Source organism: Allosalinactinospora lopnorensis (genome assembly GCF_000981225.1).
GTDB classification, from domain to species: Bacteria; Actinomycetota; Actinomycetes; order Streptosporangiales; family Streptosporangiaceae; genus Allosalinactinospora; species Allosalinactinospora lopnorensis.
The window spans coordinates 1-18,668 of record NZ_LAJC01000075.1; the positions used below are offsets into that span (position 1 = coordinate 1).

16 protein-coding genes and 1 pseudogene are annotated in these 18,668 nt (G+C 70.7%); 7 read left to right on the top strand and 10 right to left on the bottom strand.

Going from position 1 to position 18,668, the window contains the following annotated elements; genetic code table 11:
• The coding region (locus tag VS93_RS21815) for a TetR/AcrR family transcriptional regulator (protein ID WP_046471757.1) at nt 1-364 on the bottom strand (364 nt) is incomplete at its 3' end.
• A gap of 158 nt (nt 365-522) precedes the next feature.
• Here VS93_RS21815 and VS93_RS21820 point away from each other — a divergent pair.
• The 3 genes from VS93_RS21820 to VS93_RS21830 all read left to right on the top strand — a co-directional run bounded on the left by VS93_RS21820 (nt 523) and on the right by VS93_RS21830 (nt 2,449).
• Nucleotides 523-1,698 carry an acyl-CoA dehydrogenase family protein gene (locus tag VS93_RS21820; protein WP_046471758.1) on the top strand — a complete coding sequence of 392 codons (1,176 nt, stop codon included), beginning with the start codon at nt 523-525 and terminating at the stop codon, nt 1,696-1,698.
• Nucleotides 1,699-1,790: 92 nt separating this feature from the next.
• Nucleotides 1,791-2,024: a type II toxin-antitoxin system VapB family antitoxin gene (locus VS93_RS21825; protein ID WP_046471759.1), complete on the top strand. Its 234-nt coding sequence runs from the start codon at nt 1,791-1,793 to the stop codon at nt 2,022-2,024.
• Nucleotides 2,021-2,449 carry a PIN domain-containing protein gene (locus tag VS93_RS21830; RefSeq protein WP_046471760.1) on the top strand — a complete coding sequence of 143 codons (429 nt, stop codon included), beginning with the start codon at nt 2,021-2,023 and terminating at the stop codon, nt 2,447-2,449. Before VS93_RS21825 ends, VS93_RS21830 begins: the two co-directional genes overlap by 4 nt.
• Before the next feature lie 12 nt (nt 2,450-2,461).
• On the opposite strand, the gene manA is transcribed toward VS93_RS21830, so the two are convergent.
• Complete coding sequence (gene manA, locus VS93_RS21835) at nt 2,462-3,679, bottom strand: mannose-6-phosphate isomerase, class I (protein ID WP_046471761.1); 1,218 nt, start codon at nt 3,677-3,679, stop codon at nt 2,462-2,464.
• A gap of 330 nt (nt 3,680-4,009) precedes the next feature.
• On the opposite strand from manA, the gene VS93_RS21840 reads away from it, so the two are divergent.
• Nucleotides 4,010-5,386 (top strand): GntP family permease, encoded by a 1,377-nt coding sequence (locus VS93_RS21840; RefSeq protein WP_046471762.1) that lies wholly within the window; start codon nt 4,010-4,012, stop codon nt 5,384-5,386.
• A gap of 29 nt (nt 5,387-5,415) precedes the next feature.
• Here VS93_RS21840 and VS93_RS21845 read toward each other — a convergent pair whose 3' ends face one another.
• Nucleotides 5,416-6,138, bottom strand: a complete 723-nt coding sequence (locus VS93_RS21845) for a FadR/GntR family transcriptional regulator (RefSeq protein WP_046471763.1) — start codon at nt 6,136-6,138, stop codon at nt 5,416-5,418.
• 125 nt (nt 6,139-6,263) lie between these two features.
• Here VS93_RS21845 and VS93_RS21850 point away from each other — a divergent pair, with 125 nt between their 5' ends.
• A complete protein-coding gene (locus VS93_RS21850; protein WP_046471764.1) occupies nt 6,264-6,788 on the top strand; it encodes a gluconokinase in 525 nt (174 codons plus the stop codon).
• A 37-nt stretch (nt 6,789-6,825) separates the two neighbouring features.
• Here the strand turns inward: VS93_RS21850 and VS93_RS21855 are convergent, their stop codons facing one another.
• The 7 genes and pseudogenes from VS93_RS21855 to VS93_RS21880 all read right to left on the bottom strand — a co-directional run bounded on the left by VS93_RS21855 (nt 6,826) and on the right by VS93_RS21880 (nt 16,944).
• Nucleotides 6,826-7,566, bottom strand: coding sequence for an IclR family transcriptional regulator (locus VS93_RS21855; RefSeq protein WP_046471765.1), 741 nt, complete (start codon nt 7,564-7,566; stop codon nt 6,826-6,828).
• Between the two features lie 329 nt (nt 7,567-7,895).
• Nucleotides 7,896-8,543: a sarcosine oxidase subunit gamma gene (locus tag VS93_RS21860; protein WP_046471766.1), complete on the bottom strand. Its 648-nt coding sequence runs from the start codon at nt 8,541-8,543 to the stop codon at nt 7,896-7,898.
• Nucleotides 8,536-11,403 carry a 2Fe-2S iron-sulfur cluster-binding protein gene (locus VS93_RS21865; protein WP_046471767.1) on the bottom strand — a complete coding sequence of 956 codons (2,868 nt, stop codon included), beginning with the start codon at nt 11,401-11,403 and terminating at the stop codon, nt 8,536-8,538. Before VS93_RS21865 ends, VS93_RS21860 begins: the two co-directional genes overlap by 8 nt.
• A pseudogene (locus tag VS93_RS33540) lies at nt 11,400-11,680 on the bottom strand (sarcosine oxidase subunit delta). The gene VS93_RS21865 and the pseudogene VS93_RS33540 overlap by 4 nt, the downstream one beginning before the upstream one ends.
• Before the next feature lie 25 nt (nt 11,681-11,705).
• The gene (locus tag VS93_RS21870) at nt 11,706-12,905 is read right to left on the bottom strand and encodes a sarcosine oxidase subunit beta family protein (RefSeq protein ID WP_046471768.1); all 1,200 of its coding nucleotides are present in this window, start codon (nt 12,903-12,905) and stop codon (nt 11,706-11,708) included.
• The gene (locus VS93_RS21875; protein ID WP_046471769.1) at nt 12,902-15,391 is read right to left on the bottom strand and encodes a GcvT family protein; all 2,490 of its coding nucleotides are present in this window, start codon (nt 15,389-15,391) and stop codon (nt 12,902-12,904) included. Before VS93_RS21875 ends, VS93_RS21870 begins: the two co-directional genes overlap by 4 nt.
• 347 nt (nt 15,392-15,738) lie before the next feature.
• The gene (locus VS93_RS21880) at nt 15,739-16,944 is read right to left on the bottom strand and encodes a glycine cleavage T C-terminal barrel domain-containing protein (RefSeq protein WP_046471770.1); all 1,206 of its coding nucleotides are present in this window, start codon (nt 16,942-16,944) and stop codon (nt 15,739-15,741) included.
• 287 nt (nt 16,945-17,231) lie between these two features.
• Here VS93_RS21880 and VS93_RS21885 point away from each other — a divergent pair, with 287 nt between their 5' ends.
• Nucleotides 17,232-17,600 carry a methylenetetrahydrofolate reductase C-terminal domain-containing protein gene (locus tag VS93_RS21885; protein WP_046471771.1) on the top strand — a complete coding sequence of 123 codons (369 nt, stop codon included), beginning with the start codon at nt 17,232-17,234 and terminating at the stop codon, nt 17,598-17,600.
• Between the two features lie 10 nt (nt 17,601-17,610).
• On the top strand, nt 17,611-18,549 hold the full coding sequence (locus VS93_RS21890; protein WP_046471772.1) for a methylenetetrahydrofolate reductase: 939 nt from the start codon (nt 17,611-17,613) through the stop codon (nt 18,547-18,549).
• Nucleotides 18,550-18,668: the final 119 nt, after the last annotated feature.

The following is an 18,668-nucleotide window of genomic DNA, read 5'->3' on the forward strand; positions in this document are numbered from 1 at the left end:
CGTGCACGGCGTCGGCGCGGCGCAGCGCCTCGTCGCGGCGGCCGGGGCCCGCCGCGAGGTAGGGAACCAGGTTGGGGTGGGCGGTCAGTGCGGCGCGGTAGGAGCGCGCCCAGACCGTGATCCCGTGCCGCCAGTCGCCGGTCTCGAAGCCCGAGACGTCGACGCCGGCCGTCACCTCGTCGGCGATGGCGCCGAGCAGCTCGTCCTTGGTCTTGTAGTGGCTGTAGAGGGAGGCGGCCTGGACGTCCAACTCCTGGGCGAGTTTGCGCATGGACAGCCCTTCCAGGCCGTCGCGGTCGATCAGCGCCAGCGCCGCCGCACGGATCCCCTCCCGGGTGAGAATCGGCGTCCTGGGTCTGCCCACCACGGCTCCTTCCCTCACTCACCGGTCGTGGCGATCCTTCCACGATCGGGCGCGCGCCGCAGGCTCTTGCCCAGGGTCGCCCGCACCGCCTATCCTCCCAACCGAACACTGTTAGGTTAACGGCGCCGCAGCGGGCGGCGGAATGGGGTCAGCCGGACATGGTCGACTTTTCCTTGACCGACGAGCAACGGGAGATCCGCGACTGGGTGCGGACCTTCGTCGAACGCGAGCTCATCCCGCTCGAGAACGAGGTGCTGATCCGGGAGCGCCGCGGAGAGGAGCCCGGGCTGACCGCGCAGGAGCGGAGGGAACTCCAGCAACTCGCCAAGAAGTCCGACTTCTGGGGAGTGCAGACCCCGGTCGAGTACGGCGGGATGGGGCTCGACGCGGTCACCACCGCGCTCATCGAGACCGAGCTCGGCCGCTCGTTCGCCTCGTTCCGCTTCGGCGGCGAGGCCGACAACATCCTCTACCACGCCAACGAGGATCAGAAACGGCGCTACCTGCTGCCCACCATCGCCGGTGAGCGCACGTCCTGCTTCGCGATCACCGAGCCCGGCGCCGGCTCGGACGCCAAGGCCATCCGCACCAGCGCCGTCAAGGACGGCCCGGAATGGGTCGTCAACGGCGAGAAGACGTTCATCACCGGCGGCAACGAGGCCGACTTCGCCTTGGTGTTCGCCGTGACCGACAAGGAGCTCGGCGCCGATGGCGGCGTGACCTGCTTCCTCGTGGACCGCGACCACGGGTGGCACTCCGAGCCCATCGACACCATGGGCGAGCGGCGCCCCGCCTCCATCGTCCTGGAGGACGTGCGGGTTCCGGAGGAGAACGTGCTCGGCGAGGTCGGCAAGGGCTTCCCGCTGGCCATGCAGTGGATCGGCAAGGGCCGCTACCTGCTGCCCGCCCGCGCCCTCGGAAGCTGCGAGCGGCTGCTGGACATGTCCATCGAGTACTCCAAGACCCGGGAGACCTTCGGCGCCCCCATCGCCGAGCGGCAGGCCATCCAGTGGATGATCGCCGACTCCCAGATGGAGATCGAGGCGCTGCGGCTGCTCGTGCTGCACGCCGCCTGGCAGGTCGACCAGGGCCGGGACTCCCGGCACGCCCAGTCCATCGCCAAGCTGTTCGGCGGTGTGAAGGCCAACGAGATCGTCGACCGCATGATGCAGATCCACGGCGGCATGGGCTACACCCGCGAGCTGCCCATCGAACGCTGGTACCGGGACCTGCGGCTACTCCGCATCTTCGAGGGAACCGACGAGATCCAGCGCCGCACCATCGCTCGCGACCTGCTCAAGGGGCGTGTCAAGGTCGGGGCGACGCTGGGCTGAGCTTCCGCGCCGCCGTCCCTGCCACGGAGGCAACGAGCCGATGTTGGCTATGTATGATTAATACGTATGCCGCCAATATCGGGGAGGTCAGGATGACGGCGACACAGATCGACCTGGACGAAGAGGTCTTGGCCGAGGCCATGCGGCTCATGGGCGCCCGGACCAAGAAGGAGACCGTCAACACGGCCCTGCGCGAGTACATCGACCGCATCAGGCGCCTGGAGGCCGCGGAGCGGCTCGCCGAGCGCGGCGCGCGCGGCGAGTTCGACCAGGCGGCGGCGGCGCACACCGCCGCGAAACGTGCCTGGCGGGACACGTTCCGGTGATCGGCTACCTCCTCGACGCCTCGGCGTTGTGGCACCTGTTCCGCACCCCGGGAGCACTCGCCCCCTGGACCGCGCACATCGCCTCCGGGGTGTTCCGGGTCTGCGAGCCCACGCGGACCGAGTTCCTGTATTCGGCCACAGGCCCGGAGCACCGCGACGAGCTGGCCGACGACCTCGATGCCCTGTGTCGTGCGGCCCCGGTCCCCAAGAACACCTGGCGCTGGGTGGAGACCGCGCAGTACAAGCTCACCCAGCGGGGGCAGCACCGCGCCGCGGGCCCGATCGACCTCCTCGTGTGCGCGACCGCTGTCCACCACGACCTCACGGTGCTCCACGTGGACAACGACTTCCGGACCGTGGCCGGAACCCTCAAAGAGGTGGCCGAACGCGACATCCGGAGCACGGCCGGACCAGCGGAGGCATAGCGGAGTCCGCCCTCAGGCCCAGTCGTCGTCGCCCACGGTGGCGGCCACGATGCGGCCGTGGCCGTCGATCCGGACGCCGCCGGCCTCGGCCGGGACGAACACCGACTCACCGCGGCCCAGGCTCATCTGCTGTCCCGTTCCCGCGCGCAGGACGGCGCGGCCCTCCAGGGCCAGCACGACCACCGGGACGTCGCCGGGCAGGTCGGCGCCGATCGCTCCCGGCCCCAGGGCGACCAGCGCGAACTCCGGTACACCCGGCCGGAAATCGCTGCGCCCCAGTTCCTGCCCATCCGTGTGCACCGGGTGGGTGTAGGGGATCGGCAACACGGAGAAGTCCACCACGTCGAGCAGCTCCACGGGATCGACATGCTTGCCGGTCAGCCCGGCGCGCAGCACATTGTCCGAACTCGCCATGACCTCGACGGCCACGCCGTGGAGGTAGGCGTGCACGTTCCCGGCGGGCAGGAACAGCGCCTCCCCCGGCTGCAGGGTGACCCGGTTGAGCAGCAGGGCGGCCACCGCCCCCGGGTCGCCGGGATAGCGCCGCGCGAGCTCGATGACGGTGCTGGTGTGCAGGCCCTCCGGGATCCCTTCGGCCGCGCGTTCCTCGCACTCGGCGACGAAACCGCCGACGAGCCGCCCGCGATGCGCGGCCGGCAGCGTGAGCAGCCGTGTCAACGCGGCCCGCAGCGCGATGTGCGGGGCGGCGTGCGCGAGGTCGCAGCACAGTGCGCGGGCCAGCTCGCAGTCGAGCTCCCGCAGGTCGGCATGGGCGTCGGCGGGGTCGCGGAACCCGCACAGCGCCTCGAACGGTTCCAGCGCGAACACTAGCTCCGGTTTGTGGTGCGGATCCCGGTAGTTGCGGTGGGGCGCGCCGATGGGGATCCCGGCGGCCTCCTCCGCGGCGAACCCGGCACGGGCCCGCGCGGCGTCGGGATGGACCTGCAGCGACAACGGCTCCTCGGCGGCCAGCACCTTGAGGAGGAACGGCAGGCGCTCGCCGAACCGCTGGACGGTCCACTCGCCAAGGGCGTCCTTGGGGCCGGCGCAGATGTAGTCGTCGAACGGGACCGGGCCGTCCTCGGTGCACAGGGTGCTGGGGGCGCCGTGGTGGGCGCCGAGCCACAGTTCGGCCTGCGGCCGGCCATCGGGCTCCCGGCCGAGCATGCGCGGGATCGCCGCCCTCGATCCCCATGCGTACGGGCGTACTTGGTTGGTCAGCCTGTGCATCCGCCCCGTTCTCCATCCCCGCCTCGTCAACGCCGCCGCGGAGCAGGGGCGCGCGGACGGGCCGCCGTTGCCACGGAGCCACCGCCGCCTTCTCCGGTGCCGCGGCCGCTTCCTTTGCACGTCCTGCTCTACACCAGGACGCCTGCGGCGAAGTTACTGACTGGTTTATCCGGAACGTCGGTGCCCTGTCCAGTCCCCGCATACGCGGATAACAATTCCGAACGGGGGGATCACACCCCCTCACAAATGGTATTACCATTGCGGCCACCGTTACGACGGAACACGTCAACCGCGTGTTAACAGCCATCCCCCCGTCCACCGGAGGCACCGTTGGAAGCCATCGAGCCCGCCTATGGAACAGGGCCGCTGCTGCTGATCGCGGGCGCCGCGATCGCGGTCCTGCTGTTCCTGGTAATGAAGGTGCGGTTGCACCCCTTTGTCTCGCTGGTGCTGGTCAGTCTGCTGGTCGCACTGGCGACCCGGATCCCGCTCGCCGACATCGTTCCGGCTCTGCTCGACGGATTCGGCGGAACGCTGGCGAGTGTCGCGCTACTCGTCGGCCTCGGCGTGATGATCGGCCGGATGCTGGAGGTCACCGGAGGCGCCGCCGTCCTCGCCCGTGCACTCGTCTCGGTCCTCGGGGAGAAGCGGGCACCGCTCGCACTGGGGATCGCCTCCCTGCTGTTCGGCTTCCCGATCTTCTTCGACGCCGGCCTGATCGTCATGCTGCCGGTCATCTTCAGCGTCGCCCGGCGCCTGGGCGGCTCGGTGCTGCTGTACGCGCTGCCCGCGGCCGGCGCCTTCGCGGTCATGCACGCTTTCGTGCCCCCGCACCCAGGACCGGTCGCCGCGGCCGACCTGATCGGCGCCGACATGGGCATGACGCTCGTCGTCGGGCTGCTCCTCGCCATTCCCACCTGGTACATCGCCAGCTACCTGTTCGCGCTGTACACCGGGCGCCGGATCGAGCTGCCAGTGCCCGACGACTTCACCGCCGGGGGCGAACTCAACTACGAGCGACCGCCGCACCTGCTCACGGTCATCGGCATCCTGCTGCTGCCGATGCTGCTGATCTTCTGCAACACCGGTACCGCGACCCTGGTCACCACCGGTGCGCTCGACTCCGACGCACCCGTGGTCCAGGCGCTGCTCATGATCGGCGAGACCCCCGTGGCCCTTCTCATCACCGCGATCATGGCCATGGTCGTGCTGGGGCACGGGCGGTATCCGCGTGAGCGGGTCGAGCAGATCTGCAACGACGCCCTCGGGCCGGTGTGCGCGATCATCCTAATCACCGGTGCCGGCGGGATGTTCGGCGGCGTACTGCGCATCAGCGGTGTCGGGGAGGCGCTGGAGTCCACGCTGGCCGCCACCGGGCTGCCGATCATCGTCGCGGCGTTCGTCATCGCGCTCGCGATGCGGGTGGCGCAGGGGTCGGCCACGGTCGCGCTGACCACGGCCGCCGCCCTCATCGCTCCGGCCGTCGAGGCCACAGCAGAGCTGTCGAACATCCACCTGGCGCTGATCGTGATCGCGATCGCCTGCGGCTCCACAGCGTTGTCCCACGTCAACGACTCGGGATTCTGGCTGGTGGGCCGGTTCCTGGGAATGGACGTCAAGACGACGCTGCGCACCTGGACCGTGATGGTGACGCTGATCGGCTTCATCGGTTTCGCGTTCGCCTTCGTAGCCAGCCTGCTGGTCTGAGACCGCCCGGCGGAGGGGGCACGGGCCGTTCAGCGGCCCGCGTCCCCTTGCTCGGCCTCGCCGAGCGCTTCGACCACTTCGCCCACGATGGCCCGCATCGCGGCCCGCGCCACCTCGGGCAGGCCGTCACGGACCGCTTCGGCGACGTGGGCGTGCAACCGGAGCGCCTCGGGCCTCGGTGTACGCGGCATCAGGTGGTACTCGGTCCGGCCCGTGAGGACCTCGGCGACGACATCGGAGAGCCCCACGAACATCTCATTGCCGGAGAGTTCCAGGATCCGCCGGTGGAACTCGATATCCAGCCGGAGGAAACCCTCGTGGTCCTCCGCCTGCCCCGCTGCCGTCATCCGTTCGCAGAGCTCGACGAGGGGCGCCCGGAGCTCGGGCGGGGCGTTGCTCGCGGCCGCGGCCGCGGCCGGCGGTTCGATCGCCGCGCGCAGCTCGGTCAGCGAACGCAGCTGGGCCATGCGCCCCGAGCCCGCCAGCCGCCAGCGGATGAGCTGGGGATCGAAGACGCTCCACTCCTCGCTGGGGCGGACACGGACTCCGGTGCGCGGCCTGCTGCGCACCAGCCGCATCGACTCCAGCACCCGGACGGCCTCGCGGGCCACGGTCCGCGAGACACTGTAGTCGCGCTCCAGGCGTTCGAGCGTGAACACATGACCGGGCGCGTACTCGCCGGCGACGATGGCCGGCCCCAGCACGGCGAGCACCCTGTTGTGCAGGGTGCGGCGGTCGGCGTCACCGCTCATGGGGCTCCTTCGCTCTGGCGGGCGTTCACGGCGCGTAGGACACTAGTGAAGCCTATTGGTAACACTATTAGCGGCAAGGTGCGCGAGGGCCGGCTTCGCACACGGAAAACGGGAAAGACCAGACCATGCACTTCGTTTTCATGGGCGTTTCGGGCAGCGGCAAGAGCACGGTCGCCCAGCACGTCGCCGAGCGGCTTTCACTGCCCTTCGCGGAGGCCGACGACTTCCATCCGCACCCCAACATCGACAAGATGTCGCAGGGCGTCCCGTTGACCGATGAGGACCGCCGGCCCTGGCTTTCCGCGCTCGCCGGATGGATCGCGGCCCACGAGAGCCACGGCCAGGCGACCATCATGGCCTGCTCGGCGCTGAGGCGGTCCTACCGGGACCTGCTGCGCGAGGGCGCACCCGATGTCCGCTTCATCCACCTCGACGGATCGCGGGAGCTCATCGCCGACCGGCTGCAGGAGCGCTCGTGCCACTTCATGCCGACCGGACTGCTGGACTCGCAGATAGCGACGCTGGAACCGCTGCGGCCCGACGAGAACGGAGCCACCCTCGACATCTCCCCCTCTGCCGAGGAGCTCATCGAGCGCGCGGCACGCACCATCGCCGCGGCGCTCGGGCTGGACCCCAGCGCCCGGCGATGACGGTCGGACGCCAGCACTGCGCCGGCGTCATGGTGTGTCAGGCGGCGGGCATGTGTCCCATACGGGTGGAGATCTCATCGGCGGCCTTCAGCACGATCTCGCCGATCGACTCCAGCTTGTTCTCCTCCATCCGGTACGAAGGACCGGAGGCACTGACCGCGGCTACCACTTCGCCGGAGAGTCCGCGGACCGGGGCGGCGACGGCGTTCAGGCCGACTTCGAGCTCTTCGACTGCTGTGGCGAAGCCGCGTTCCAGAATTTCGTCGAGTTCGGCACGCAAGGCCTCAGGGTCGGTGATGGTGCTGGGAGTGATCTCTTCCAGGTGAGCTCTCAGCACCCGCCGCTGATCCGACTTGCGCATGTGGGCCAGCAGCACCTTGCCGCTGGACGTGGAGTGAAGGGGGTTCTGACGGCCGATCCAGTTCTGGGTCACTACCGCGGACGCACCGCGGACCTGGTCGATGTTGACGACCATGTCCCCGCTGGGAATCGCGATATTCACTGTCTCGCCCAACTCAGCGGCGAGATCCTCGCAGACGCGGCGGCTCTGCTGGGTCAGGTCCAGTCCTGCCGCCATCGCACCAGCCAGCCGGATTATCCCGAAACCCAGCTGGTACTTGCCGCGCAGGCCCGGCTGTTCGACCAGGCCGCGCCGCTCCAAAGCGCCGACCAACCGAAACGCCGTGGACTTGTGCACCCCGAGCTCGGCCGCGATCTCGGTCACCCCGGCCTCGCCATGCTGGGCGAGGATCTCCAGGACCGTGACCGCGCGGTCCACCGACTGGACCGGCGCCCCGTCCTTCGCCGACGTTCCGGAAGCGGCCCTGACCGGATCCGCTCCACCACCCGACCCCCGCCCAAACGATGGTTGTGCGCTCGCGTTTCGACTATTTCCTGCGCGGTGGTCGTTGGAAGCCATAACTACCACGATAGTGGCGAAGTCGGCGCCGTTCCTGGCCAGGAGCGTTGCACGCTCTGTTTTCGCAGGTGAGAACAGGTTTAACGATCTCGTTGACTGGGTTGACGGGTTCCCGCCGGTAACGCGCGCGGGCAGCGCCGGAGCACCCGCGGAGATCGGCCAGGGCCCCCCGAACCCGTAGCCGATAGTCACTGTCCCTCCACCGTGTATTCCGTGTATTCGTGCATCGCGTCCAGGAGCCAGCGAGCCAGGTAGTCAGCGTAGGAGGCGCGCACCTGGATGCGGTAGGCCGGTGTGGCGTCGATCTGCTGGATGCCCACGGTGGCCTTGGCGAGCAGGGTCTGCGCGTAGTGGCCGGGACCGAACACGCGAGGGTGCAGATCGAGTTCGCACCCGTGCGCGAGCACCTCCCGTGCCTGCGGTCCGCGCAGCTCCAGCACCGTGCGCTGAGCGGAGACGTCGACGACGCCGGCGCACAGCGCGCCGTACTCGCCTCCCAGGGCCGCCGCCAACCCGGCGGCCAGACCGCGGCCTGTGGCGCTGGCGTCCACGATCAGGTACCAGCCGGGGCCGCACCACAGCGCGTGCGGCTGCCCGTTGCCCTCCCATCGGCCCGGACCGGGCATCGAGCAGCCGAGGAACTCCCCGGCCATCCGGGCGGCCTGCCCCTCCTCACCGGGGTTGACGCGCAGCTCCACCTGGGCCAGGAACGGGATCTCGCGCAGGGTCACCGTCGCCTCCGAACCGGTGCCCGCGAACCGCTCGGCGAGGTGATCGGCGGGACTGCTCCGTTCGATACGCGGCAACGGGAGCGTCCCGTTCGCGGTCTCATCCATCACGCCGCCTGCCCTCCTTGTCGTAGAACACCGGATCGGTGACGGTCACCGGCACGGCCCGGTCCAGGTGCACGGCGTACACCCGTTCGCCGTGCCTGTGCCGCCCTTCGCGCAGCAGGCCGAGCGCGAACGACCGGCCCAGCACCGCGCTGAGATAGGAGGAGGTGACATGGCCCTGCATGGGCACCGGAGGCGTACCGGGAGGGGCGGCGACGAGCTGCGCCCCCTCGGCCAGCACGTGGTCGCCGTCTTCCGGCAGCAGGCCGACGAGCTGCTCCCGGTCCTCGCGCGCGGTGTCGGGGCGCCACAGCGACCGCTTGCCGATGAAGTCCTTCCGCTTGGAGACCGCCCAGCCCAGCCCGACATCGACCGGGGTCACGCTGCCGTCGGTCTCGTGGCCCACGACGATGAACCCCTTCTCCGCGCGGAGCAGGTGCATGCTCTCCGTGCCGTAGGGGGTGATGCCGTAGGGCCGCCCCGCGGCCAGGGCCGCCTCCCACAAGGAGCTGCCGTACCAGGCGGGCACGTTGATCTCGAAGGTCAGCTCGCCGGTGAAGCTGACCCGCAGGATCCGCGCCGGCACGCCGGCGACGAGGGTGTCGCGGAACGTCATGAACTCGAAGTCCTCGGGAGAGAGGTCCAGCCCGGGGGCGAGCCGCGCCACGACGTCGCGCGAGCGCGGCCCGACCACACTGATGGTGGCCCAGTTGTCGGTGACGTCGGTGATGTGCACGCACAGATCGGGCCACTCGGTCTGGGACCACTCCTCCATCCACGCGCGGACCGTGTCGGCGTTGCCGGTGGTGGTCGTGGACAGGTACCGGGACTCGGAGAGGCGGACGCCGACGCCGTCGTCGAGGACCATGCCGTCGGCGGTGCACATGACCCCGTAGCGGCAGCGGCCCGGTCGCAGGGTGGAGAAGTTGTTGGTGTAGATCCGGTCCAGGAAGACCCCGGCGTCGCGCCCCTCCACCATGATCTTGCCGAGGGTGGACGCGTCCAGGACCGCGGCCCCTTCGCGGGCGGCGCGGCACTCGCGCAGCACCGCGGCGCGCATGTCCTCCCCCTCCCGCGGGAAGTAACGGGGCCGCTTCCACTGGCCGACGTCCTCGAACACCGCGCCGCGGGCGACGTGCCACTCGTGCATGGGGGTGCGGCGGGCGGGGTCGAGCAGCTCCCCGATATCGCGCCCGGCCACCGCGGTGAGCGGGATCGGGAGCCAGGGCGGGCGGGCGCCGGTACCGCCCACCCCGTCCATGGATCGACCGAGCAGCCCGGCCACGATTCCCGTGGTGAGCACACCGGAGGTGCGGCCCTGGTCCGGCCCGGTACCGATGGTGGTGTGCCGCTTGATGTGCTCGATGGAGGCCATCCCCGCCTCGACGGCCTCCCGGATGTCGGCCAGTGTGGCGTCGCGCTGCAGGTCGACGAACACCCGCGACTCGTCGGTCCGGGTGTCGGTGACCGTCCACAGCGCCGCGGGCGGTGTGCGGTTGGTCCCCTCTGCAGTCGGGGGCGCGCTTCCGGCCGCTTCGGAGGAGCCGCTCCCGGCCGGACCGGCCGCGGCCGAGAGCGCATCGGCGGCCGCCGCGTGCCCGGCTTCGGTTCCCTGGTCGCGGGCGGCTGCCGGGGGGCGTGCCCCGGTGACCGCACCGGCGCAGCGGGTGCCGGGCGGAAGCTCGGCGGGCAGGAAGGCCGCGTGCTCGGGTGACCAGCGCCTGCGTCCCCCGATCTGCGCGGCGAGGGCGGTGGCGGGGTCGTGGCCGCCGGACACGGCGAGCAGGTCGCAGGGGAAGGAGCGCCCCTCTCCGGTCGCGTTCCCGTGTACGTCGATTGGGGCGATGGTGGCCCCGTTCAGGTTCCCACCGGTGCCGGCGGTGGTGCGGGTGACACCGCTCGCGGTGAGCACCCCGACGCCGCGCTCGTACAGGGCGGCGACGGGGGCCGGGCCGGGGGCGGGCCGGGCGTCGGCCACCGCCGTCAGCGCGATCCCCGCGTCGTGCAGCTCCACCGCCGCCCACAGGGCCTCGTCGTGGCAGCCGAAAACGACGGCGCGGCCCCCGGCGAGCACACCGTGGCGCCGGACGTATCCCACAGCGGCTCCGGCGAGCATGACCCCCGGCCGGTCGTTCCCCTCGAACGCGATCGGCCGTTCGCAGGCGCCGGTGGCGAGGACGACGCGGCGGGCCCGAATGTGCCAGAGCCGGTGCGCGGCCCCGCCCGGGGCGGCGTGCGGGCGGCGCTGCAGGGCGACCGCCTCACCGTGGTCGTGCAGGCCGGTGACGGTGGTGCGCGTCAGCAGGCGCAGCTCCGGGACGTCGCCGAGGGCGGCGATCCGGGGTTCCAGCCACTCGTGTGCCGACGGCCCGTCGACCGGGTGCGGCGCCCCGACCAGGCCGCCGCCCGGGTGCGGCCCGTCACAGGCGAGGAGGACGCGCGCCCCGGCCCGCGCGGCGGCCGTGGCCGCCGCGATCCCGGCGGGACCCGCGCCGACGACGAGGACATCGCAGTGCGCCCACTTCCTGTCACCGCGGGGCGCCTCCTCCGCCTCGGGAAGCCGTGCATAGCCCCTGAGCGCCCCGGCCCGCAGGCCGTCGTGGACCTCGACCCTCGTGGCCTGGGACATGCTCTCCCCCGGCGGGGAGTCCACCCGCACATAGGCGCAGGGCTCCTCGGCTCCGAGCCCGAACACGCCGCGCGGGCGATCCGTGTAGATCCCCGACGCGACGGTGCGCACGCCGTTGGCCAGGAGCGTGGCGGCCAGCGGCTCTCCGGGGCGCGCCGGCAGCTTCCGGCCGTTGAAGGTGATCGTGGCCCCGGCTTCCTCGGCCGCTGCCGGGGCGGCGCGCCGCCCGCTCATCGGGGCACCTCCGGCAGCTCCTCGCCGGTGGGGGCGGAGCCCGCGACACGGTTGGTCCGGGTGTGCCGCATGACGTCGCACCAGCGGCGGCAGCCCGCGGCGTGGAACCAGCGCTCGGCGAACCAGCCTCGGGGTTGTCCCGCATGAACAGGTAATCGGCCCAGGCGACGTCGTCGAGAACCCAGGGATCCTCGGGGTAGGCGATGCGGGCCTGCCCGCCGTAGCGGAACTCGGCCTCCCCGCGGGGTCCGCACCACGGGCACGGGATGAGCAGCATGCTGGTGACGTCCTCCCTGTCGTGGTCAGTGCGCGACGGCGGCCGCGCCGTGCTCGTCGATCAGCGCCCCGCTGGTGAAGCGGTCGAGTGCGTAGGGCTCGGCCAGGGGGTGCGGGCGGTCGTTGGCGATGGTGTCGGCGAGGACGTGGCCGGCACCGGGCGTGGCCTTGTAGCCGCCGGTCCCCCACCCGCAGTTGATGTAGAGCCCGTCGAACGGGGTGAGACCGATGATCGGCGAGGCGTCCGGGGAGACGTCGACGATTCCGCCCCAGGTGCGCAGCAGGTGGGCGTGGGCGAAAATCGGGTAGAGCGCGACGGCCGCCGCGAGCTCGTGCTCGATCGTGCTGAAGGAGCCGCGCCTCCCGTAGCCGTTGTAGCCGTCGATGCCGGCGCCCATGACGAGCTCGCCCTTGTCGACCTGGCTCACGTAGACGTGCACGGTGTTGGACATGACCACCGTGTCGAGCACCGGTTCCAGCAGCTGCGTCACCAGCGCCTGCAACGGGTGGCTCTGCAGCGGCAGGCGCAGCCCAAGCGTATCGGCGAGGACGGAGGTGTGCCCGGCGGCGCACAGCGCGACCTTGCCCGCGGCGATGGGGCCGCGCGAGGTCTGCACACCGGTGACGGCGTCGCCGCTGCGCTGGAACCCGGTGACCTCGCAGTCCTCGATGAGGTGCACGCCGAGCCGGTCGGCGGCCGCGGCGAGGCCCCAGGCCACCTGGTCGTGGTCGGCGATGCCAGCCCGCGGCTGGTAGGTGGCGCCCATCACCGGGTACCGCAGGTCGGGGCTGGTGTTGATGATGGGGACGAGCTTCTTGACCTCATCGGGAGTGAGCCATTCGGCGTCGATTCCGTTGAGCCGGTTGGCGTTCACCCTGCGCACGGACTCGCGCACATCGTGCGTGGTGTGCGCGAGGTTGAGCACGCCGCGCTGACTGAAACGCACGTCCCGGCCGAGGTCGCCCTCCAGCTCCTCCCAGAGCTTCAGCGCGTGCTCGTAGATACCCGCGCTGGCGTCCCACAGGTAGTTGGACCGGATGATCTGGGTGTTCCGCGCCATGTTGCCGCCGGCCAGCCAGCCGCGCTCCAGCACCGCGACGTCGCGGACCCCGTGGTCGCGCGCCAGGTAGTAGGCGGTGGCCAACCCGTGCCCGCCGGAGCCCACGACCACGACGTCGTAGCCGGCGGCCGGCTCCCGTGTCCTCCACAGCGGTTCCGGTGTCATAGCCGCAGCCTCTTCATGTCCGGGTCGAATAGGGGATCCGCCGCGGCCACAGCGGGCACGCGGCGATCGAAGTAGCCGATCTCCACCGCGGTCCCGGGCTCGCTGGAGGCCGCGGGCAGCCAGGCGTAGGCGATGCCGGCGCCGATCGTGTAGCCGTACCCGGCGCTGGTGACGTAGCCGGCGGGGCGGCCTTCGCCGGGCAGGTACACGGGCTCCCCGCCCATACCGGTGTCCGCTTCCGCGGGATCGGCGATGGTCAGGCAGGTCAGCCGGCGCCGTGCACTCTCCGGAGCGCGGCCCTCGACAGCGGAGCGGCCGATGTAGTCGCCCTTGTTCATGCGCAGCGCGAAGTCGACGCCCGCCTCGTAGGGGTCGTGCTCATCGGTCATGTCCACGCCGAACGCTCGGTAGCCCTTCTCCAGCCGCAGGCTGTTGAACGCGCCGCGGCCGGCGGCGATCGCCCCCAGCGGCAGGCCGGCCTTGAAGAGCGTGTCCCACAGCCGCAGACCGTAGTCGGGGGTGGTGTAGAGCTCCCAGCCGAGTTCGCCGACATAGGACACCCGCATCGCCAGCACCGGTACTTCCCCGATGTGGAACCGGGCGCAGCGGAAGTACCGCAGCCCCTCGTTGGACAGGTCGTGGTCGGCCAGCGGCTGCACCAGGTCCCGGGCGAGCGGCCCCCATACCCCGATACAGGTGGTCTGCGGGGTGATGTCGCGGACCTGGGCCGTCCCGTCGGCCGGCAGGTGGCGGCGGAGCCAGTCGAGGTCGAGCGGGCTGTTCACGCCCAGCTGGAAGTGGTCCTCGCCGACCCGGGCGACGGTGATGTCGCCGCGCAGGTGGCCGCGTTCGTCCAGCAGCAGGCAGTAGCTGACGGCTCCGGGCGCGCGCTCGGCGCGGGCACTGGTCATGCGGTCCAGGAAGGCGGCGGATCCGGGGCCGGTGACCTCCAGGCGCATCAGCGAGGACATGTCGTAGAGCGCCACCCGCTCCCTGGTGACCTGGGCCTCCGCCCCGATGATCGGTGACCAGTACCGCCGGGCCCACGGCCCCGGGACGGGGATCTCGCGGCCGGTGGTCAGAGCGGCGTTGGCCTCGTACCAGTGCGGCCGCTCCCAGCCCGACGCCTCCAGCTGGAAGGCGCCCAGCTCGGTCTGGCGAGTGTGGAACGGAGCGACGCGCAGCGGGCGGGGCTCCTCCATCGGCTGCAGCGGATGGATCGCGTCGTAGACCTCGACGAAGTTCTGGCAGTCGCGTTCGAGCAGGTAGCTGGGGGCGAGCTGGTGCCGCTGGAACCGGTTGACATCGCAGGCGTGCAGGTCGAACGTCGACTCGCCCTCGACGATCCGTTCGGCCACCGCGCGCGCCACCCCCGCCGAGTGGGTGATCCACACGGCCTCGGCGACCCAGAACCCGCCGACGTCGGGAGACTCCCCGATGAGCGGCATGTTGTCGGGGGTGAAGGAGAACAGACCGTTGAACCCCTCCTCCAGCTTGGTCTCTTCGAGGGCGGGCAGCAGGCCGAGGGTGTCGCTCCAGGCGGGCGCGAAGTCCTCCGGGGTGAACGGCAGCATCGACGGCATCGGGCGGTCGCCGGTGGTCCCCGGGGAGCCGATGGCGGCGGGGTCGAGCGGCATGGGGCGGTGGCCGTAGTAGCCGATGCCCACGCGTTCGCCGTCGCCCCGGTAGTACAGGTCGCGCTCCTGGTAGCGCAGGATCGGGTGGCGCTCCGCTCCGCCGCCCCCGCCCTCGCCGGCCAGAGCCGGGACCCGGCCGGTCCAGCCGAACTGGTGCGCCAGCGGCGTGAGCGGGAGTGTCATGCCGACCATCCCGGTGATGCGCGGCCCCCACATGCCGGCGCAGCAGACCACGATGTCCGCTCCGATGCGGCCCTGATCGGTGATGACGCCGGTGACGCCCCCTCCGCTGACCTCGATGTCGAGCACTTCGTGCCGGGGGAGGAAGCGCGCGCCGCGCCAGACCGCCGCCTCTCCCTGCGCCCCGGCGGCGCGGACGGCGTCGGCCAGGCCGTCGGTGGGGGTGTACAGCCCACCGAGGATCCGCTCGGCCTCGACGAGGGGGTGCAGTTCGGCGCACTCCTCCGGGCCGAGGACCCGGGCCTCGATCCCCCACGATCGCGCCCAGCCGCAGCGCCGGTGCAGCTCGTCGAGGCGCTCCGGGGCGACCGCCAGCTCAAGGCCGCCGACCGCGTTGAAGCACGGGCGGCCGTCCTGCCGCAGCGCCCCGTACTTGCGCACGGTGTAGTCGGCGAAGTCGGTCATGGCCTTAGCCCCGTTCGTCTGGAAGACCAGCCCCGGAGCATGCGACGTCGAACCACCGGTGGTGTACACGTCGCCCTGGTCGACCACCGTGACGTCGGTGTATCCCCGCATGGTGAGTTCGTCGGCCACCGCGCAGCCGACGATGCCCGCGCCGATCACGACGACTCTTGGGGTGGTTCGAGGGGCGGAATCGGGAGCAGGCATGGCACTCCTACCTTCGCCATCGAAGTTTCAGGAAGCGCAACAAAAAGCGCGTTACGCAACAGGGTCCGACGCGCAGAAGCTCGTGTCAAGGGTTTCCACCAGGGCCGGAGTTACCGCTGCACCCCTCTTGGCGAACCATGACCAGACGTCGGATTGTTGCTTATAGAAATACATGTCTCTTATGACGCAACCCCTGCCGGGCCCGGGAGCCGGGACGGCTCCCGGGCCCGGAGCCGGGCGCGGGCGCCGCGCCCGCCGCACCGGGTGGCGCTCGACGACGGGGAGCGCCCTGTAGGACCGAACGCCGGTCCCCTCGGCGCGGACACCGAGGGGGACCGGGAGCGGTCTCAGCCGCTGACCAGCTGGTGCAGGTTCTGCTTGGGAAGCGACTTCTGCGGGTCGATGAACGGCTTCGGCACGACCGTCGCCGGCACCGCCCCGCCGGGCCGCTCGATGACGAGTTCGATCCCCGGCCCCGCCAGCTCGATCGGGAGCATCGCGAACCCGATGTTCTTCTCCATGCGCGGCGAGAAGCAGGCCGAGGTGACCTTGCCCACCGGGTTGTCCGAACCGGGCAGGTACACCGGGAAGGAGTCGACCATGGAGCCGTCGTTGTAGGACCCGAGAGGCGCACCGCCGATCTCCACGCCGGCGAGCTTGCGGTCGATGCCGTTGTCCCGGATGCGCTTGAGCGCCTCCTTGCCGATGAAGTCGGCCTCCTGCGCCAGGTCGACCATCCAGCTGACCTCGTAGCCGTAACCGACCTCGAAGGGGTTGGTGTCGAGCCCGATGTCGCTGCCCCAGGCCAGGATGCCGCCCTCGATGCGCCGGATGTGGCACGGACCGATGACCCGGATGTCGTGCGGGGTCCCCGCCTCGATCACCTTGTCCCACAGCTTGACGCCGTCGCGGGAGGCGTTGTGCAGGTAGATCTCAAAACCGAGCTCGGAGGTGTAGCCGGTGCGCGAGACCACCACGTTCATGCCGTCGAGCTCGTACTCGGCGCAGTAGTAGTAGCCGATGTCCAGGATGTCCTCGCCGAAGAGGTCCACCATGACATCCCGCGACTTGGGCCCCTGGATCTGCACCGGGCCCACGTCGGCCTCGCGGATCGTGACGTCCAGTCCGCTGTTGTAGGCCAGCCCCTGCGCCCACAGCAGCACGTCACTGTCGGCCAGCGACAGCCAGAAGTGGTTCTCCCCCAGGCGCAGGAGCACGGGGTCGTTGATGATCCCGCCGTCGGGCGCCGTGATAAACACGTACTTGCACTGGCCGACCTTGCACTTGTTGAGGTCCCGTGGGACCAGCATGTTCGTGAAAGTGAACGCGTCGGGGCCGGTGATCTCGATCTGGCGCTCCACCCCGACATCCCACAGCGTCACGCCGTTGAGCAGGTGCCAGTACTCGGCCACGGGGTCGCCGTAGTGGCGGGGGTGGTACGTGTGGTTGTACACGCTGTACTTGGCCACGCCGTGCCGGCGCGACGCGTAGAAGAACGGCGATTTCCGGATCCGCGGGTAGAGCAGGATCTCCGGACTCTCGATGACGGCCATACGGACCTCCACCACTCGGTGCGCAACAAGATTCGCTACACGCAACGGAGCGTCCCCTTCGCCCAACTCCTATGCCAAGAGAAACATGAAAATAAGTTTCGCGTGGCGCAACGGGCATCTGTTGACGCAACGAATCGCGCCCTCATATGCTAACCACACATCATCAAGTTTCTCCATATGCACGCCGTCTCGAATTACGCAACAGGCGGATCGCGGGTCGAGGACGCTTTCTCCGAGTCCCCGCCCGGGCCCAGCCACCCAGAGCACCGCGGAAGAAGGAGCAGGCTATGGGCCGACTGCTCACCACCATCGAACACGCGGTGAAGAAACCGGTTTGGGGATGCAGCATGTGCGGCCAGTGCGTCCTGCATTCGACCGGGCTCACCTGCCCCATGAACTGCCCGAAGAAGTTGCGCAACGGCCCCTGCGGCGGAGTCCGGGAGGACGGGGGCTGCGAGGTCGACCCGGACATGACCTGCGTCTGGCTGAAGGCGCAGGGCCGCTCGGAGCGGATGCCGCGCACCTGGCGCGAGGAATTCGACGACCTGCGCCCGCCCGTGGACAGCCGACTGCAGGGGACCTCCTCATGGGTCAACCTGCTGACCGGCCGCGACAAGCACGTACCCGCCGGCTGGCAGCCGGACGAGGAGGAATAGGAGCCGCCTGGTGCCTACTCTGGCCGAGCTTCTCACCGACCCCGAACCGCCCCGTCCGGTCATCACCGCGGAATGCCCCGTGATCGACAGTGGCGGGCTGGACGCCATCGCGGAGCACGCCACGCGCCTCGCCCCGTACGCCGACGCGCTCAACGCCACGGACAACGCCGCGGCGCACGCACACGCCTCCAACGTCGCCGTCGCGATCGCCCTGAAACGACTAGGCGTGGAACCGATCATGCAGGTGGCCTGCCGCGACAAGAACCGGCTGGCCCTGGAGGCGGACATCGTGGGAGCCGCGTTGCACGGTGTCAGCACGATCTGCTGCATGACCGGCGACGACGTGACGGCGGGCGACGAACCGGAGGCGCGCAGGGTGTTCGACATGGACTCCCCGCAGCTCATCAGGGCGACCGCCGGCCTGGCGCGCGGCCGCTACCTGTCGGGGCGCGCGCTCGACCCCGCGCCCCCGCTGCTGATCGGCGCGGTGGAGAACCCGGCCGCGCCCCCATTCGCCTACCGGGTGCGGCGCGGGCTGAAGAAGGCCGCCGCGGGCGCGCGCTTCCTGCAGTTGCAGTTGTGCTACCACCCCGACCGGCTCGCCGAGTTCACCGAGCTCGCCGAGAACGCCGGCCTCACCCGCAGGGTCGCCCTGCTGCCGACCATCGCCCTGGTGAAAGGCGCCCGGGCGCTGCGCTACATGAACGACAACGTCCCCGGAATCCACATTCCCGAGCCGGTGATCGAGCGGGTGCACAACGCAACGGACCAGCGCGAGGCCGCCTATCAGCTGGCCCTGGAGCAGGCGCGGCACGCGCTCTCCCTGCCCGGTGTCCGCGGCCTGCACTTCACCGACTTCCGGCACGATGACGCGCTCGGCAAGATCTGCGCCGACCTGGGGCTCCCCGCCATCCGCAGCGCGCCGGACGGCGACGCCCTGGTCATGTGAACCGCGCCCCGCCACGCGGGGGCGCCTCCACCACGGGCGGGCTCCGGGACGGATCGCTGCCGCCCGGCCGGCGGCCCTGCGGTTCGCTGCCCCGCGAGAGCGCGGCCGTCCCGATCGCT

Coding starts and splice junctions, on each gene's coding strand:
- VS93_RS21820 (WP_046471758.1), top strand. CDS start 523: ATGGTCGACTTTTCCTTGACCGACGAGCAACGGGAGATCCGCGACTGG.
- VS93_RS21825 (WP_046471759.1), top strand. CDS start 1,791: ATGACGGCGACACAGATCGACCTGGACGAAGAGGTCTTGGCCGAGGCC.
- manA (WP_046471761.1), bottom strand. CDS start 3,679: ATGCACAGGCTGACCAACCAAGTACGCCCGTACGCATGGGGATCGAGG.
- VS93_RS21845 (WP_046471763.1), bottom strand. CDS start 6,138: ATGAGCGGTGACGCCGACCGCCGCACCCTGCACAACAGGGTGCTCGCC.
- VS93_RS21850 (WP_046471764.1), top strand. CDS start 6,264: ATGCACTTCGTTTTCATGGGCGTTTCGGGCAGCGGCAAGAGCACGGTC.
- VS93_RS21860 (WP_046471766.1), bottom strand. CDS start 8,543: ATGGATGAGACCGCGAACGGGACGCTCCCGTTGCCGCGTATCGAACGG.
- VS93_RS21865 (WP_046471767.1), bottom strand. CDS start 11,403: ATGAGCGGGCGGCGCGCCGCCCCGGCAGCGGCCGAGGAAGCCGGGGCC.
- VS93_RS21870 (WP_046471768.1), bottom strand. CDS start 12,905: ATGACACCGGAACCGCTGTGGAGGACACGGGAGCCGGCCGCCGGCTAC.
- VS93_RS21875 (WP_046471769.1), bottom strand. CDS start 15,391: ATGCCTGCTCCCGATTCCGCCCCTCGAACCACCCCAAGAGTCGTCGTG.
- VS93_RS21880 (WP_046471770.1), bottom strand. CDS start 16,944: ATGGCCGTCATCGAGAGTCCGGAGATCCTGCTCTACCCGCGGATCCGG.
- VS93_RS21885 (WP_046471771.1), top strand. CDS start 17,232: ATGGGCCGACTGCTCACCACCATCGAACACGCGGTGAAGAAACCGGTT.